Genomic DNA, 16,401 nt, shown 5'->3' on the forward strand with positions numbered 1-16,401 from the left:
ATCGCAACCGCAACCGCCGACCAGGAGGCCCCGCCATGACCGCGACCGCGCACACCACCCCCCGCGCCGCCCGCACCTTCTCGATCCGTTCCGTGGTCACCGGCCGGCCCGTGTGGCAGGTCGGCGTCCTCGCCGCCGTCACCGGGGCCGTCGTCACCGAGGTGTTCGCGCTCGGCGCGCGGGCCGTCGGCGTGCCGATGGATGCGGCGAGTCCCGGCGCACCGGAGGCTCAGCCGATCCCGGTTCTCGGGTTCGCCGGCGGTGTGCTGTTCTGGTCGGTCGTCGGGATCGTGCTCGCGGTGGCGCTCTCCCGATGGGCGCGCCGTCCCGCGCGTATGTTCGTAGCCGTCACGGTCGCCCTCACCGCCCTTTCGCTCGTGGGACCGTTCATCGCACCCCACACCGCCGCGTCGACGCAGGTCGTGCTCGCCCTGTCCCACCTGGTCGCCGCGGCAGTGATCATTCCGCCGCTCACCGTGCGGCTCTCGGTCACGCGTGCAGCGTCGCCTCGCCGGTGACGCGGATGCCCGTCTCCTGGCCCGGGCGTACGGTCACGGGCCCCGAGACGCGGATGTCCACCGGGAGGTCCAGGCCGTCGACCGTGACGCTGACCATCGCGTCGTGGCCGTAGAAGCACACATCGGTCACCGTGCCGCGTACGCCCGTCGCAGCTTCGGTGAGCTGCAGCTGCTCGGGCCGGAGCAGGACCGTCCCGTCGCGCCGGCCGGCGGCGGGCGCGGCCAGCGGCAGCCGGCCCAGGGCGGTGGCGGCCGTGCCGTTGTCGGCGGTGCCGGGCACGAGGACGGCGTCGCCGACGAAGCCGGCCACCCAGGGGTTCGCGGGCCGGCGGTAGACCTCCTGGGGGGTGTCGCACTGGGCGATCGTCCCGTCGCGTACGACCGCGACGAGGTCGGCCGTGGAGAGGGCCTCCTGCTGGTCGTGGGTGACCAGGATCGCGGTGGCGCCGGTGGCCCGCAGGGCGGCCCGGACATCGGCCCGTACTCCCGAACGCAGGGCACTGTCCAGCGCGTTGAACGGCTCGTCGAGCAGTACCAGCGCCGGTTCCGGGGCGAGCGCCCGGGCCAGGGCGATGCGCTGCTGCTGGCCGCCGGACAGCTCGTGCGGCATCCGGTCGCCGTAACCGCCGAGTCCGACGAGTTCGAGCATCTCCTCGCTGCGGCCGCGCCGCTTGCCGCGGTCGAGGCCGGTCAGGCCGAAGGCGACGTTGCGCGCCACGCTCAGGTGCGGGAAGAGCGCGCCCTCCTGGGGGACGATGCCGATCCGGCGGCTCTCCGGCGGCAGATGCAGCCCCGGCCCGGTCAGCGTGCGTCCGCCGACCGTGACGGTGCCCGCGTCGGCCCGCAGGAAGCCGGCGATGATGCGTAGCAAGGTGGTCTTGCCGCAGCCGGACGGGCCGAGCACGGCGGCCAGCGCGCCGCCGGGAACCGTGAGGTCCAGCCCGTTCAGGACGGCGGAGTCCGGGCCGTAGGCCTTGGACAGGCCGGAGATCTGCAGTTCGGTCATGTGCGGTGCCCCTTCTTTCGGGCTCGGTTCGCCTCCGGGGCGCTCGGAGCCTGCGCCGACGGCGTCGTGCTCGGTCGTTCGTTCCTCACTCCCTGCGCTCTCCTTCCTTTCGGCGCAGGCGCGCCCCTTCGGCTCACCGGCGACGGCCGAGGAGGTAGGAGGGGACGGCGGCCAGCAGGATGAGGAGTGCCGCATACGGGGCCGCGGCGGCGAAGGATCCGGTGCCGGTCTCGGTCCACAGGCGGGTGGCGAGGGTGTCCATGCCGGTGGGGCGCAGCAGAAGGGTCGCCGGAAGTTCCTTCATGCACACCACGAACGTCAGGGCGGCGCCCGCCGCGACGCCGGGCGCGGCCAGCGGAACCGTGACCTCGCGCAGGACCCGCAGCGGGCTGCGGCCCAGCGAGCGGGCGACGTCCTCCAGCACCGGCGGCGCCTGGAGCACGGCGGCACGGGTGGCCGCCACCGAGACCGGCAGGAACAGCACGGCGTACGCGCAGACCAGCAGCGGCAGTTGCTGGTACAGCGGCTCGGCGTAGCGGACGGCGAAGAAGACCAGGGCCAGGGCGACCGTGATGCCCGGCAGCGCGTGTCCCGCGTACGCGGACTGCTCCAGCAGGTGCGCGGCGCGGCCCCGGTACCGGGCGGCGATCACGCCGACCGGCAGGGCGAGCAGCGTGGTGAGCGCGGCGCCGGCCGCGGCGACACCCAGGGTCGTGCCGGCGGTGTCGAGCAGCCCGGCCGGGTCCCAGGTGGCGGAGTTGCCGACGGCCAGCCAGTAGGCGAGCGTGCCCAGCGGGATGACGACGGCGATCGCGGTGACCGCCGCGCACCACAGCAGCGCGGGCGCCCGCAGCCGGCCCAGCGGCGCGGGGACGGCCCGGCGTGCGGTGCCGGTGCCGGTCCTGGCGTGCCCGGCACGCCCGCGCGTACGGGCCTCCAGGGCGACCAGGGCCACGGTCATCACCACCAGGACGACGCTGAGTGCGGCGGCCGGGGTGCGGTCGAAGCTGGCCCGGTAGGACGTGTAGATGCCGCGGGTGAAGGTGTCGTAGCGCATCAGGGACACCGCGCCGAAGTCGGAGAGCACGTACAGCGCGACCAGCACCGCTCCCCCGGCGGCCGCCGGGCGGACCTGAGGCAGAGTGACGCGCAGAAAGGTCCGCAGCGGGCCGAGGCCGAGCGAGCGGGCCACTTCCTCCTGCGCCGGATCGGTGCCGCGCAGCGCGGCGGTGACCGGCAGATAGACGTACGGGAAGCTCACCAGCGTCAGCGCCAGGGCGGCGCCGGTGAAGCCCGCGGTCTCCGGGAACGCCGACAGCCAGGCGAAGGCCGCGACATAGCTGGGCACCGCCAGGGGCAGCGTGACCAGCACCGACCAGGCGCGGGCGCCGGGCAGCGCGGTCCGTACGGTCAGCCAGGCCAGCGAGACGCCCAGCACCAGGCAGACCGCCACGACGACCGCGGCGAGACCGAGGCTGCGGCCCAGCAGCAGCGCGGTGCGCTCGTTGGCGACGACGTCCCAGGCGTAGCCGGGGCCGCGTTCCAGGGAACGCACCGCGAGGTAGCCGAGCGGCAGCAGGGCGAACACCGCGGCGACCGCGGCCGGGACCACCAGGGCGGCCGGCGGTCTGCCCTGGACGCGCAGCCGCCCGGCCGGCGCGGGCGAGCCGGCCGGGCGGGCGGCGGGACCCGTCCGTTCGACGGGATCCTTCGTACGCATGACCGCTCAGACCATCCCGACGTCCTGGAGCATCTTCAGGGTCTCCTGAAGAGAGTCGAGCTTGCCGAGGTCGATCTTGGGGGCGTCGAGGGAGTTCAGCGGCGGCAGGCCCTTGACCGTGCTGGTGACTCCGGCGGCCAGCGGGTACTCCTTGGTGTCCTCGGCGAAATAGGTCTGCGCCTTCTTCGAGAGCAGGAAGTCGACGGCCTTCTGGGCCACCGGTGCCTGGTCGCTGCCCTTGAGGATGCCGACACCGGCCACGTTGACCAGCGCGCCCGGGTCGCCGCCCGGCAGGAAGTGGATCTTCGCGCCGACCTTGTCCTCGCCCTTCTCGGCGACCTGCTCGTACCAGTAGTAGTGGTTGACCAGGCCGAGGGACACCTCGCCCTCGCCGACGCCCTCCAGCACCTTGAGGTTGTTCTCGTAGACCTTGGGGTCGTTGGCCTTGAGGCCCTTCAGCCAGGTGCGGGTCGCCTCGTCGCCCTCGAGGACGCGCATCCCGGTGACGAAGGCCTGGAACGAGGCGTTCGTCGGGACGTACCCGACCTTGCCCTTCCACTCCGGCTTGACCAGGTCGTGCACGCTGTCCGGCGCCTTGGCGACCTTGTCCGGGTTGTACGCGATGACCCGCGCGCGCCCGGAGGTGCCCGTCCAGTCGCCCGCGCCGCCGCGGAACTCCGCCGGCACCTGGTCCAGCGAGGCCTGCGGCAGCTTCTGCAGCCGGCCCTGCTTGGAGAGCGCGCCGAGGGCGCCGGCGTCCTGCGAGAAGAACAGTCCCGCCTTGGTCTTGTCGCCCTCTTCGAGGATCTGGGCGGCCAGCTCGGCGCTGTCGCCGTAGCGGACGGCGACCGTGGTGCCGACCGCCTTCTCCAGCTCCTCCAGGAGCGGCTTGACCAGCTTCTCGTTGCGACCGGAGTAGATCACCAGACCGGCGTCGTCCTCGTCGCTGCCGCAGCCGGCGACGGTGGGGAGGAGCAGGGCTGCCGCGGCGAGAGCGATCAGCGGGCGGGCCAAGGGGCGTCGCATGGGTGAAGCCTTCCGCGGAGGTACCTGGAAACGAACGCCCTATAAATAAGGTAAAGCTAACCTAAACGTCAAGAGTGACGTACGCAACGTTCCACCCTCAGTGGATCAGTTGTGACTTCTCTGTGACTATCCAATAAAGTAAGGCTTTCCTAAGATGCGCTCGTGATAGTCCCCTCCGGCCTGCTCTCGGGCAGCACCAAGGCCGTCCCGTTCGCCCGTTCTCTCGCCCTCCATGGCGAACGCACCGCGCTCATCACCGCCGACGGCACGGTCTCCTACCGCGAGCTGGCCGCCCGGGTCGACGCGACCGCCCGCCGCCTCGGCCGGGAGCGGCGGCTGGTCCTGCTGGTCGGCGCCAACACGGTCGAGGCCCTGGTCGTCCACCTCGCGGCGCTGGCCGCGGGGCACCCCGTGCTGCTGGTCCCGGGCGATCACCCCGAAGCGGTGCGGTCGCTGGTCGACGCCTACGACCCGGACGTGGTGGCGCGCCCGGAGGGCGGGGCATGGGTGCTCGACGAGCGGCGCGCGGGGTCCGTACACACCCTGCACCCGGACCTGGCCCTGCTGCTGAGCACGTCCGGCTCGACCGGTTCCCCCAAGCTTGTCCGCCTCTCGCACGAGAACCTGCAGGCGAACGCCGAGTCCATCGCCGAGTACCTCGGCATCCGGGACACCGACCGCGCCGCCACGACCCTGCCGCTTCACTACTGCTACGGCCTCTCCGTCGTCCACAGCCACCTGCTCCGCGGCGCCGGGGTGATCCTCACCGACCTCTCGGTGGCGGACTCCTGCTTCTGGGAGCTGTTCCGCGCGGGCCGGGGCTCCACGTTCGCCGGTGTCCCGTACACCTTCGACCTGCTCGACCGGGTGGGCTTCGCGGGGATGGAGCTGCCGCATCTGCGCTATGTCACCCAGGCGGGCGGCCGACTGGCGCCCGACCGGGTCGCGCACTACGCCGCCCTGGGCCGGACCGCCGGCTGGGACCTGTTCGTGATGTACGGCCAGACCGAGGCGACGGCACGCATGGCCTATCTGCCGCCGGACCTCGCACAGACCCGCCCGGAGGCGGCCGGGGTGGCCATACCGGGCGGCTCCTTCCGCCTGGAACCGCTGGCGGAGTGGCCCGGCGAGGACACCGGTGAGCTGGTGTACGCGGGCCCCAACGTGATGCTGGGCTACGCCGAGCGCCCGGCCGACCTGCGCCTCGGCCGGACCGTCGGGGAACTGCACACCGGCGACATCGCCCGGCGCGCCCCCGACGGGCTGTACGAGCTGGTTGGGCGGCGCAGCCGGTTCGCCAAGATCCTGGGCCTGCGGATCGACCCCCAGCGGGTCGAGGCGATGCTCGAAGGGCACGGCATCACCTCCTGCTGCGCCGGGGACGACGACGAGCTGGTGGTGGCGGTCGCGGGCGGCGCGGACGGCGTCGAGGCCGCGCACGTCCGTCGGCTGGTGACCGGCGAGTGCGGTCTGCCGGCTCGCGCCGTCCGGGTCTGCGTCGTCGCCGAACTGCCCCGGCTCGCCACGGGCAAGCCCGACTACCGGGCCGTCCGCGAGCTGGCGCGGGCGGCGGCCGGGCCGGGGGGCCGGCCGGCCGCGACGGTCACGCCCGAGGGGCCGGTCGATCTGTGCCGGCTCTACGCCGAGATCCTCGACCGTGACGACGTCACCGAGGACAGCAGCTTCACCGGGCTGGGCGGGGACTCGCTGTCGTACGTCGAGATGTCGCTCCGGCTCGAAGCGGCGCTCGGCCGGCTGCCCGACCACTGGCACACGCTCCCCATCCGGGACATCCGGGAACTGAGGCGGCCGGGCGGGCCGGCCGCGGACCGCACCGGCGTCCGCGGGCGGCGCCGCTCGCTGGAGACGAGCGTCGCGCTGCGCGCCGTCGCCATCGTCCTGATCGTCGGCTCGCACATCCATCTGTTCATGGTCAAGGGCGGCGCACACATCCTGCTGGGCGTCGCGGGATACAACTTCGCCCGCTTCCACCTGACCTCGGCCGACCGCCGCGAACGGCTGCGGAACACGGCCCGGAGCGTCGCGCGGATCGCCGTGCCGAGCATGGCCTGGCTGGCGCTGATGTTCCTGGTCACCGACGACTACCGGCTCACCCACGTGCTGCTGCTGACCAGCCTCCTCGGAGAGCACGACGGCTTCTGGTTCATCGAGGCGCTCCTGTACATGCTGGTCGTGGCGGCCACGGTGCTCGCGGTGCCGCTGCTCGACCGTACGGAGAGACGCTTCCCGTTCGCCTTCCCGTCAGCTCTGATGGCGCTCGGCCTGATCGGGCGGTACGACCTGTTCGGTCTCGACGCCCGGGGTCATGTCCCGCTGGCGGTCACCGTGTTCTGGCTGTTCGCCATGGGCTGGGCCGCCGCGAAGGCGGTCACGGTGCGCCGCCGGCTGCTGGTGACGGCGGCGGCGCTGGCGACGGTGCCCGGCTTCTTCGGCCAGCCCGCCCGGGAGGCGGTCATCGTGGCGGGACTGATGCTGCTGGTGTGGGTGCGCAGTGTGCCGAGCCTGGCGTCGGTCAACCGGGTGGCCGGGGTGCTCGCGAGCAGCTCGCTCTACATCTATGTGACGCACTGGCAGGTCTTCCCGCGCCTGGAGGACCAGTTCGCGGTGGTGGCGTTCCTCGCCTCGCTCCTGGTCGGCATCGCGTACGCCGTCGTGGTGGCGCGCGTGATGCGGTGGCGTCCCGCGGCGGCGCTGCGCGCCCGGCGGACGCGGGACGGCGGCGGAAAGCCCGACCTCGTCGCCGAGATCAACCCGTGAGGGCCGGGGAGGCCGCCGCGACGACGGTCCGCGTTCGCCGGGTGACCCCGTTGACGGTCACCGCGAGGGCGACCGTCCCGGGCCGCAGGGCGGTCAGGGTGCCCGTCGCCGGATCGAACGCGGCCGTGTGGCGCTCGCGCGCGCCGTCCGGGGCGCCGATGTGCAGATTCGGCGAGCCGGTCCAGTCGGCACTGAGCGGGAAGCCGACCGGGACACTGCGGCCGCCCTGGGTGACGGCCGCGGCAACGTCCGCGCCGCGCCCCGGAGTCAGCTCACGCGGAGCGTCGAGCGCCAGCGCGTCGGTGTGCGCACGGGTCTGTACGGAGACCCAGTCCGGGCCCCCCGCCCACGGCTTCGCCCGCGCTGCCGACCGCTCGCCCGGGGAGACGCGGTCCACCCCGACGAGCGACCAGCCGGTGAAGCCGCCCCGGTCCGGCGGACCGGCCGGTACCTTGCCCGCGTTGCCGTTGATCAGATACGGCACCGCGTCCACGCGCGAGGCGTGGAAGACGCCCACATGGCTGCCGATGAATCCGGCGCCCTTGCCGCTCGTACGCCGGAACTCCGCGAGCCACCCCTCGATCAGCGCCGCCTCCTTGCGGTCACCGAGCTGACTGGCCTGCTGCACGGTCGGGTCGCGCGGCGGCACATGCGCGATCAGCATCACCGAGCCGACGCGGTCGTCGCGCAGCGCCGCGTCGAGCTGCGCACGCAACGCCCTGATCTGGGCGAACCCGCCGCCGCGCAGGGTCAGGCGGGAGGTGTCGAGCGTGATGAAGCGCGTCCCCCGGTGGTCGAAGACGCGGTGGGCGGGCCCGAACTCGGCGGTGAAGTGGTCGATTCCGCCGCCCATGACCTCATGGTTGCCCGGCACGTAGTACCAGGGCAGGGCGTCGCCCAGTTCCTGGTCGAGGACCCGTCGGGCGAAGGCGAGGTCGGCCGGCGCACCCTCGTCCACCAGGTCCCCGTTGACAACCAGGAAGTCCGGCTTCGCCGCCCGGATCTCCCGCAGAGTGCGGCGCGCCCGGGCCACGATCGCGCTGTCCGGGTCGCGGGCGACGAACTGGGCGTCGGACATCACCGCGAACCGCCAGTCACGGCCCTCCGTTCCGGCCGCGGTGTCGATCAGCGGGTCCCGGGTCCGTGGCTGCTCGGGCAGGTCGACGGTGGGCGGCAGCTGCGCGGTGAGTTCGTCGATCACGATCTCCCCGGCGTACTGCCGGGCGGCCGCCGTCTCGGCAAGATAGAAGCGGTGCACCGTCAGCGGCATGGCGGCGCCGGGCGGCACCCGGAAGGTCACCTGCCGCCAGCCGGACCAGGTGAGGAGGGGCCCGCGCAGCAACTGGTCGGAGCCGGCCGCGTCCTTGAGGTGCAGGGTGGGCCAGGCGCCCTTGCCGTCCCCGTTGATCCAGAGGGTGAACGACTGCGGCCGGCCGGGCACCGCGAGCTGCCGCGGCGGGTTGGCGTAGGCCGCGCGGGTCGCTGTCGAGGCGGTGAAGTCGTAGGTCAGCCTCAGTCCGGTACCGCTGCGGCCCTCGGGAGTGGCCTCGGTCCGGCCGGTCGCGCGCGCCTGGGTGAAGGTCCAGGACGCGGCGTCGTCGAGGCCGGAGACCTGACGGTCGGTCAGGCCGACACCCGCGGCGAGGACGGTGGTGGCACCCGCGACGGTGGCCGTGATCCGTCCGGCGCCACTGCCCGTAAGGGATCTGACGGTGAAGGAACCCCGGCCGTCGTCACCGATGGCGAACAGCGTGCGGTCGTAGTCCAGGGTCACGTCGGCCGGTTCCACGGGCGCGCTCGCGCCGTGCGCGTCGAATCCGACCAGCCCGAAGGTCCCGGTCGACGCCGCGTCCGCGAGGCCGATCCGCCGGGTGGTCGGCTCGATCCGGTCGAGCTCGTCGAGCACGGTCAGCCGTGTGCTTCCCCGGGCGGGCCCGCGTTCCGCGCGGACCTCCGTGCTGCCGGGGCGCCGTGCGGTGAACACCCCGGCGCCGTCGATCCGGCCCACGGACGCCCGTACGGCATGCCAGCGCGGGTCTCCCGCCGCCGGCCCGTACGTCTCGTCGTAGCCGGCGGCGGTGAGCCGCCGGGTCAGGCCCGGGAAGACCCGGTCGGGCCGGCCGCCCCGGACGGGACCGGCGGCCGGGGCGACAACGGCCGGGGTACGGGTCCCGACCCAGAAGCCCCGGAGCCGGCCGCTTCCGTCCGGTGCGGTGAGGGCGAGGCCGTTGGGGACCGTGCGCTCGCTGCCGTCGGAGGGGCTGTTCTCGACCTGGAGGGTGTCGCTGCCCGGTTCGCGGGCGAGCAGGGTCGAGGAGCCGCCGCCGTCGAGGTTGAGCGCGCTGTGCGCGCCGGCCTGTTTCATCATCAGGCCGAGTTCGGTGAGGGTGACACCGCCGCTGTCGGCCTGCCGGCCGTCGACGGTGACCACCTGCATCACGCGGCCGTCCCGGGAGAAGCCGACGGCGGTGCGCGGCGCGGCGGTGTTGTTGCCCGCGCCCTCGTGGTTCTGCGGCACGCCGTCCACGACCAGGAGTTCGCGGCCGCCGACCGCGGTGCGCGGCACGGGTCCGCCGTCGGTGCGGGGCCGGTACTCCACGCCCACCGGGTCGCCGGGCCGCAGCGCCGCGAGTACGCGGGCGCCGGCCTCGCGGCCGACCAGGACCGTGCTGTCCGCCGGGACCGGCCCGGTGCCGGGCCGGCCGGTCACCGAGACGACACGGCCGTCCCGGACGAGCACCTCGGCGACAGGAGTTGCGGCGTCCACGGTCAGCGCCCGGTCGGCCTCGCCCCAGCCGGCGGTGTAGGCGCCGATGCCGCCGGGCGGTACGTTCGCCGCGTTGTACGCCGCCAGCGGGTGCGGCCCGGCGGGCACCGTCACGGTCCCCTCGAAGTACAGCTGGAGGACACGCCCCGCGCCCCCGGGTCCGAAGCCGACGGCCCGGTGGGCGCCGTCGGCCGGGGAGTGGACGGGGCGGCCGTCGCTGATGCCCGGGCCCTGGGGCGCGCCGGTCTGGCTGATGTCGAAGAAGTCCGCGTTGATCGCGGCGACCGTGCGGCGGCCCGCTCCGGGCACGTGGCGCGCGGCGAGTTCGGAGACCGTACGCCGGTCGGCGACCTTCCCCGAGGAGAGATAGTCGGCCTGGACACCGCCGCCGCCGAGGTCTACGGAGAGCGCGTCGACGCGGAGCCACTTGTCGGATTCGAGCCGGTCGTAGGAGGTCAGTGCGACGCCGGGGGCGACCGGGCGGGAGCTGCGCGCGGTCTCGATGCCGTCCGCGTCGGCGACGGATCCCGGGGTTCCGCGGGGCCAGTTCGCGGGTGGCGGCGCGATCGGCCGGAGTACCTCCGCGGCGTTGCGGGGACGCGGGTCGGGGGTGGTGTCGGCGGCGGCCGGGGGGATCGCCCCCGCCATGAGCGCGGTCACCGTCGCGAGCAGTACGACGGACCGGCCGGCGAGCCTTGGGCCCACAACTTCTCCTGGAATGCGGCTGGTTGTGCACGGGGTAAGCGCTGTCAGCGGCCAGCATCGCCGTGCACACGCCAACACACCAGGGAGTCAGGGAGACACCGGGATGGCACCGGGAAGAACCGGCGGCGCCGCCGGGGTGACACCTCAGGAGGGATCAGTCGCGCTCAGGGACGGTGAACTCGCACCACACGCATTTCCCACTGCCGCGCGACTCCACGCCCCACGCGTCCGCCAACTGGGCGACGAGGAACAGCCCGCGCCCCGACACGCCCGACTCGCCGGCCTCTCGGGGCCGGGGCAGCGCGCTGGAGGTGTCCTGGACCTCCACACGCAGCCAGCGCCCCTTGCCGCGCGCCACCACACGGATCGTCACCAGCGCCCCGCCCTCGGTGTGGACGAGCGAGTTGGCCATCAGCTCGTCGGCGACCAGCTCGATCTCGTACGCCGCCTCACCCGCGCCCCACGCCGACGCGGCCGCGCGGATCATGTGCCGGGCCGAGGCCAGGGCCTCCGGGTCGGACTGGGCGACGTGCTGCTGGAGCCGGCCGCCGGCCCGCGGCGCGTCGGAGCCGCGGCGGCGCAGCAGGAGCAGCGCCATGTCGTCGCCGCCGCCCCGCTCGCCAGGCATGTCGCACAGCAGGTCCGCCAGTTGTTCGAGGTCGGCCGGCCCCGAGCGGACGGTCCGCATCAGCCGCTGGAGCCCCTCGTCCAGATCGGCTCCCGGGCGCTCCACGAGTCCGTCGGTGCACAACAGGAGCGTCTCGCCGGGGTCGAGCTCCAACGTGGTCACGGGGTAGCCGAGCCCGCCGCCGGTGGCGAATTCGACCGAGAGCCCGAGCGGGAGTCCGCCGGCCACCGGAATCCGCCGGCAGCTCCCGTCGCCGCGCCGCAGGAAGGGATCCAGGTGCCCGGCCCGCACGATCTGGAGCACACCGGTCACCAGATCGGCCTCGGCATAGGTGCCGGTCGCGAAGCGGTCGGAGTCCAGTTCGTGCAGGAAGGCCGAGGCGCGGGCCATCGCGGTGGCGGGTGGGTGCCCCTCGGCCACGTACGCCCGGAGCACGATCCGCAGCTGGCCCATGATGGCCGCCGCGTCCGTGTCATGGCCCTGGACGTCACCGATCATCACACCCACCCGGCCACCGGGCAGCGGGATCACGTCGTACCAGTCGCCCCCGATGTCCTGGCGGCTGTGCGCGGAGCGATAGCGGACGGCGATGTCCGCTCCCGGTATGTCGGGGATGCGGCGCGGCAGCATCGCCTGCTGAAGCCCTTCGGCGAGATCGTGCTCCTGCTCGAAGAGGATCGCCCGCTGGAGGCTCTGCGCGATGCTGCTCGCCAGCGCGACCAGGACATTGCCCTCCTCGCGGGTGAAGTCGCCGTGCCGGGCGTAGAGCAGCCCGAGTACGCCGATCGGCCGGGCCTGCGCGATCAGCGGCAGATAGACGCCCGAACCGACGTCCAGCGGCTCGATGTGCGGCCACAGGACGGGGTAGCAGGAGGCGAACTCCTCGCGGGAGACGATGAAGCGGGGCTGGAGGGTGCGGACCACCTCACTCATGGGGAAGCCGTCGTCGATCCGCGTGTACTCGAACTCCGGTACGTTCGCGCCGAGCTGGCCCTCGGCGACCAGATGGATGCCCCGCGTCGACCAGACCCAGCATCACGCTCACCGCGCCGAGGTGCCCGAGCGCCTCGGGATCCTTCAGTACGTCGATGACGTCGCTGACCGTCCTGGCGTGCGCGAGGATGGCGGCGGTCCGCTCCACCACACCGGTCATCCGGCGGCGTCCCTCGTCCAGTTCGAAGCGGACGTTGGCGTCGTCGAGCTCCTGGGCGGCGTCCCGCACGATGCCGATGATCCGGTGGGGCCGGCCGTCCCGGTCGCGTTCGATGTGTCCCTGGGTGTGGGTCCAGCGCAGCGACCCGTCGCGGCAGCGGATCCGGAAGTACGCGCCGTACGCCGTCCTGCCGTCCTTGAGCGCCTGCGCCACCAGGGCGTCCAGGCGCCCGGACTCGGTCGGCGGCACCCGGTTCGCCAGGGAGGCCGGATGGCCGTCGTACTCGTCCCGGTGCAGGTCGAAAACCTCGAGCGCGGGTGTGTCCAGATACATCAGCCCACTGTCGAGGTCCCAGTCGAAGCTGCCCATGCGGTTGAGGGCGAGACTCAGGTCCGCATGGGCCGGCCAGTCGTCCGGCACCGACACGGCGGCCGGAGTCGCGCCCCGCTCAGCCATGCAGCCACTTTCTCACCGATCGCCGGACTTCTCGAAGGGAAGTCCGAGAAGTCAGGGTTCCGGAGCGGCGGCAGGCCCCCCGGGGGTATCCGGTCCAGGGCGCATCAGCATCAGGGCGACGTCGTCGCTGCGCTCGTACCGCAGGGTCTCCTCGGTGTGCCGGATCAGGCTGTCGGCCAGCTCCTCGAGCGGCCGGCCGCCCTCGCGGGCGAGGTGCGCGCCGAGGTCGGCCAGCGTGTCGTCGAGATCGGCCCCCGGGTCCTCGATCAGCCCGTCCGTGTAGAGGGCGAGGACGCACCCGGTGCGCAGCGGGACCTCGGTGACCGGGTACGCGGCGCCCGGGTCGACGCCGAGCAGCGGCCCGCCCGGCACGTCGAGCACACCGACCCGGGCGTCCGGCTCGCGCAGCAGCGGATGCGGATGGCCGGCCCGGGCCACCAGCGCGCAGCCTCGCGCCAGGTCCAGGCGCAGATAGACGCAGCTGACGAACAGCTCGGCGTCGAGGTCGATCAGCATCAGGTTGGTACCGGCCATCACCTCACCCGGGGACTGCCCGACCGCGGTGTACGCGCGGACGGCGGTGCGGACCTGCCCCATCAGTCCGGCCGCGGTCACGTTGTGGCCCTGTACGTCACCGATGACGGCGACGGCCGCGTCACCGGTCCGGATCAGGTCGTAGAAGTCGCCGCCGATCTCCATGCCCTGGGTGCCCGGCCGGTAGCGGACGGCGACGTCCAGCCCGGGCACGATCGGCAGGGTGTGCGGCAGCAGGGCCTCCTGCAGTCCATGGGCCAGCCGGTGCTTGGCGTCGTACAGGCGGGCCCGTTCGAGCGCCTGAGCGATCAGACCGCCCAGGCTGGTCAGGACCGCCCGCTCGTCCGGCGAGAAGCGGTGCGGCTCGGCGTAGCCGAGGACGCAGGTGCCCACGGGGCGGCCGGAGGCGATCAGCGGCAGATAGGCCCAGGCCGCCATGCCGTCGGGCAGCGACTGGCGTGCCGGATAGATCAGCTCCAGCTCCCGGCGGGACTCGAAGAAGGACGGCACCCCCGTCGCCAGGGTCCGGGCTCCCGGTGTCGGGGCCGTCAGGAACATCCCGTCGAACCGTTCGACGACCGAGGCGTCCTCGTACCCCCGGTGGCCGAGGACGTGCAGCCGGCCGCCGGACGACGCCAGCATGACCAGCGCCTGGCTGCCGACGGCCGGCATCAGTTCGTCCGCGACCAGCCGGATCACGTCCTGGACGCCCACCGCTTCGGTCAGTCCGCTCGCGAGGCTGAGGATGTGGGAGATCGCCACGAGGCGCAGCGGAGCGTGCGGCCCGGCCGGCCGCCGGCTGTCGTGCCGGATCGTCCGGGCCGGGGTGATGCGCACGCTGATTCCGGTGGTGGTCGGGTGCAGGATGAAGCGGAGCCAGTCCCGCGGCGGGCGCAGTGCGACGAACGTGGTGGACTCCTGGCTGATCAGGGCCGCCCGGTAGCGGTCCTCGTACACCGGATCGTTCAGCCAGGGCAGCACCGTCCACAGCGGGCGGCCCAGCAGCCGGCCCACGGGCGTGTCCGTGAGGGCGGCGGCGGCCGCGTTGGCGAAGGTGACGCGTCCGTGGAGGTCCAGGGAGCACAGGCCGTCCGACATCCGGGCCACCAGCTGGAGGGCCTCCTCGGCCTCCGATCTGTCGGTCATCCTGACGCCGCCGAGCAGGTCCGCCTCGGCGCGTACCGGATGTCCCGCGTTCGCCGCCCGCTCCAGCCGCAGGGCCAGGCGTTCGCAGGCGGCCGTGAGGTGTTCGCGTTCCCAGTCGGAGAGTTCGGGCGGGTGGGAGCCGGGCCAGGTCAGGAACACCGAGCCGTACACCGTGGCGGGGGTCGCCACCGGCAGTGCGGCCACTGTGAACGGGTACGGCAGGACCACGGCGACCCGCGGGAAGCGGCGCGCCATCTCCTCCTCGCTGCCCACCCAGACGAGCCGCCGTTCCCGCACCGCCTCGGCGACCGGGATCGGCGTGGCGATCCCCACCCGCTCCCAGGGCGCGGCGAACGCCCGGGGCAGCCCGGCCATCACGGCCATCTCCAGGACGGAACCGCCCGGCGCGAGGAGGTACACCGCGCCGGAGTGGGCGTGGACCTCGTGCATCATCCCGGCCAGCGCCATGGACAGCAGCGGCTGGTGGTGAGTCTCGCCCTCGCCCTGGGGTGATGCGGGCTCGGACGACAGCCGGTCGGACACGCCGGATCACCCCCTACGGCGCCGGGTCGACCGGCTCATCGACGACGGGCGGGGATTCCGAAGCGGGCGAGTCGGCCGGCGGTTCGGGTTCCGAGGCGGGCGAGTCGGCCGGCGGCTCGGGCTCCGACGCCGGTGAATCCACCGGAGGCTCCGGCTCCGACGCCGTCTCGCCCGGCGGCGGCTCGGGTACCAAGGCCGGCGAATCCACCGGAGGCTCGGGTTCCGAGGCCGGCGGGTCCACCAGGGACTCGTGCTGCGAGGCCGGCGTCAGCTCGCCGGTCTCGCCGGGCGGCGGTTCGGGGGACAGCGGCCGCGGCGGTTCCGACGGTGAGCCCGGTGGCCGGGACGACGGCCCCGGGGGCGTCGCGGCGTCCGGCACCAGGCGGTCGGGCCACGGCCGTGCCGGGGGCGGGACCTTCTTGTCCTCGCGGCCGTCGTCACCGTGCTCACGGGCGAACCAGTCCTTCTTCTGCTGGTCGAAGACGATGAACTCCTCGACGACCTGGACGGACGGGGCCACGACCACGACGTCCGACGGCTGGAACGCCGGCCACGGCGTGCCCGTCCGCCGGGGCGTCCCCTGCACGGCGACCGGGGGGAGCAGCGGATTGCCGCAGACGCACCGCGCCCGCGGCACACCGCGGCCGTCGACCAGGACAGCCGTGCCCGCCTGCAGCACGGCCTGATAGCCGACGGGTGATCCGTCCTTGTAGCCGTGCGTGGTGACCCGGGTGTCCATCCGCAGCTGGACGGGCGTCAGAGAACGCAGATACGAGGGGACGCCGGACGGCTGTATGTCCAGGACCGAGGCGAACGCACTGTTCCTGGCCGGGGCGGCGGCGAGGGAGGTGATCTGCTTCTCCACATCGCAACTGGGGGCGTTGCGGGTCCCGCTGTACACGCCGGGCGCCGAACCCTGCACGCTGCGCGTCACGTTGGCCGGCGGCGGCGCCGATTCGCGCGGGGTGGGCGGCGGCGGCGAGGGAGCCGCCTCGCGCGCGGAGGACTCGGTGAACGGATCCGGTCCGGTGGCGGCGGCGGGCTGAAGGAAGACCTCCCCGCCGGCGCCCGTTCCGCCGCCGTCGGGGCGGGTGAGCACGAGGGCGAGCACCACCGCGGCGATCAGCGCGACGGCGACGCTCGCGACTCTGGGCACCGAGCGCCACCAGTGGCGGCCCGGCTCCCCGTTCCCGTCCGGCCGCCCGGTGCCGCCCCGTCCCGTCGGCGGTCCGGAGGGGGGTCCCGACGGTGGTGGACGCGACGGCGGTGGCGCGGGCGGCGGAGCGGGCCCCGAGGGACCACCCGAGAGAGGGCCCGAAGGGGGCCCTGTGGGGTGGCCGGACGGTGGCTGGGGGCTCACAGGCTCTTCTTCCCTGGCGACTTCCCTGATGGGCGTATCGACTTGTCCGCTGTGTCACTCC

Annotated in this window: 8 protein-coding genes and 1 pseudogene; 2 read left to right on the plus strand and 7 right to left on the minus strand. The window is 73.7% G+C overall.

The window, feature by feature from the left end; translation table 11 throughout:
* The first annotated feature begins 35 nt into the window (after nt 1-35).
* A complete protein-coding gene (locus ACWV17_RS08045; protein ID WP_455359094.1) occupies nt 36-518 on the plus strand; it encodes a DUF6069 family protein in 483 nt (160 codons plus the stop codon).
* Here ACWV17_RS08045 and ACWV17_RS08050 read toward each other — a convergent pair.
* The 3 genes from ACWV17_RS08050 to ACWV17_RS08060 all read right to left on the minus strand — a co-directional run bounded on the left by ACWV17_RS08050 (nt 490) and on the right by ACWV17_RS08060 (nt 4,270).
* A complete protein-coding gene (locus ACWV17_RS08050) occupies nt 490-1,524 on the minus strand; it encodes an ABC transporter ATP-binding protein (protein WP_455359095.1) in 1,035 nt (344 codons plus the stop codon). The two genes, ACWV17_RS08045 and ACWV17_RS08050, sit on opposite strands and share 29 nt — an antisense overlap.
* Before the next feature lie 133 nt (nt 1,525-1,657).
* A complete protein-coding gene (locus ACWV17_RS08055; RefSeq protein ID WP_455359096.1) occupies nt 1,658-3,244 on the minus strand; it encodes an ABC transporter permease in 1,587 nt (528 codons plus the stop codon).
* A 6-nt stretch (nt 3,245-3,250) separates the two neighbouring features.
* Nucleotides 3,251-4,270, minus strand: coding sequence for an iron ABC transporter substrate-binding protein (locus tag ACWV17_RS08060; RefSeq protein WP_455359097.1), 1,020 nt, complete (start codon nt 4,268-4,270; stop codon nt 3,251-3,253).
* Nucleotides 4,271-4,432: 162 nt separating this feature from the next.
* On the opposite strand from ACWV17_RS08060, the gene ACWV17_RS08065 reads away from it, so the two are divergent.
* A complete protein-coding gene (locus tag ACWV17_RS08065) occupies nt 4,433-7,048 on the plus strand; it encodes an AMP-binding protein (protein ID WP_455359098.1) in 2,616 nt (871 codons plus the stop codon).
* Here the strand turns inward: ACWV17_RS08065 and ACWV17_RS08070 are convergent.
* From ACWV17_RS08070 to ACWV17_RS08085, 4 genes and pseudogenes are all read right to left on the minus strand, one after another.
* Nucleotides 7,038-10,463: a phosphodiester glycosidase family protein gene (locus ACWV17_RS08070; RefSeq protein WP_455359211.1), complete on the minus strand. Its 3,426-nt coding sequence runs from the start codon at nt 10,461-10,463 to the stop codon at nt 7,038-7,040. The two genes, ACWV17_RS08065 and ACWV17_RS08070, sit on opposite strands and share 11 nt — an antisense overlap.
* Nucleotides 10,464-10,674: 211 nt before the next feature.
* Nucleotides 10,675-12,757 (minus strand): annotated as a pseudogene (locus ACWV17_RS08075) (SpoIIE family protein phosphatase).
* A gap of 51 nt (nt 12,758-12,808) precedes the next feature.
* Nucleotides 12,809-14,980 (minus strand): SpoIIE family protein phosphatase, encoded by a 2,172-nt coding sequence (locus tag ACWV17_RS08080; RefSeq protein ID WP_455359099.1) that lies wholly within the window; start codon nt 14,978-14,980, stop codon nt 12,809-12,811.
* 13 nt (nt 14,981-14,993) lie between these two features.
* Nucleotides 14,994-16,340: a DUF6777 domain-containing protein gene (locus ACWV17_RS08085; RefSeq protein ID WP_455359100.1), complete on the minus strand. Its 1,347-nt coding sequence runs from the start codon at nt 16,338-16,340 to the stop codon at nt 14,994-14,996.
* Nucleotides 16,341-16,401 lie beyond the last annotated feature (61 nt).

Source organism: Streptomyces mabaensis (assembly GCF_053763515.1).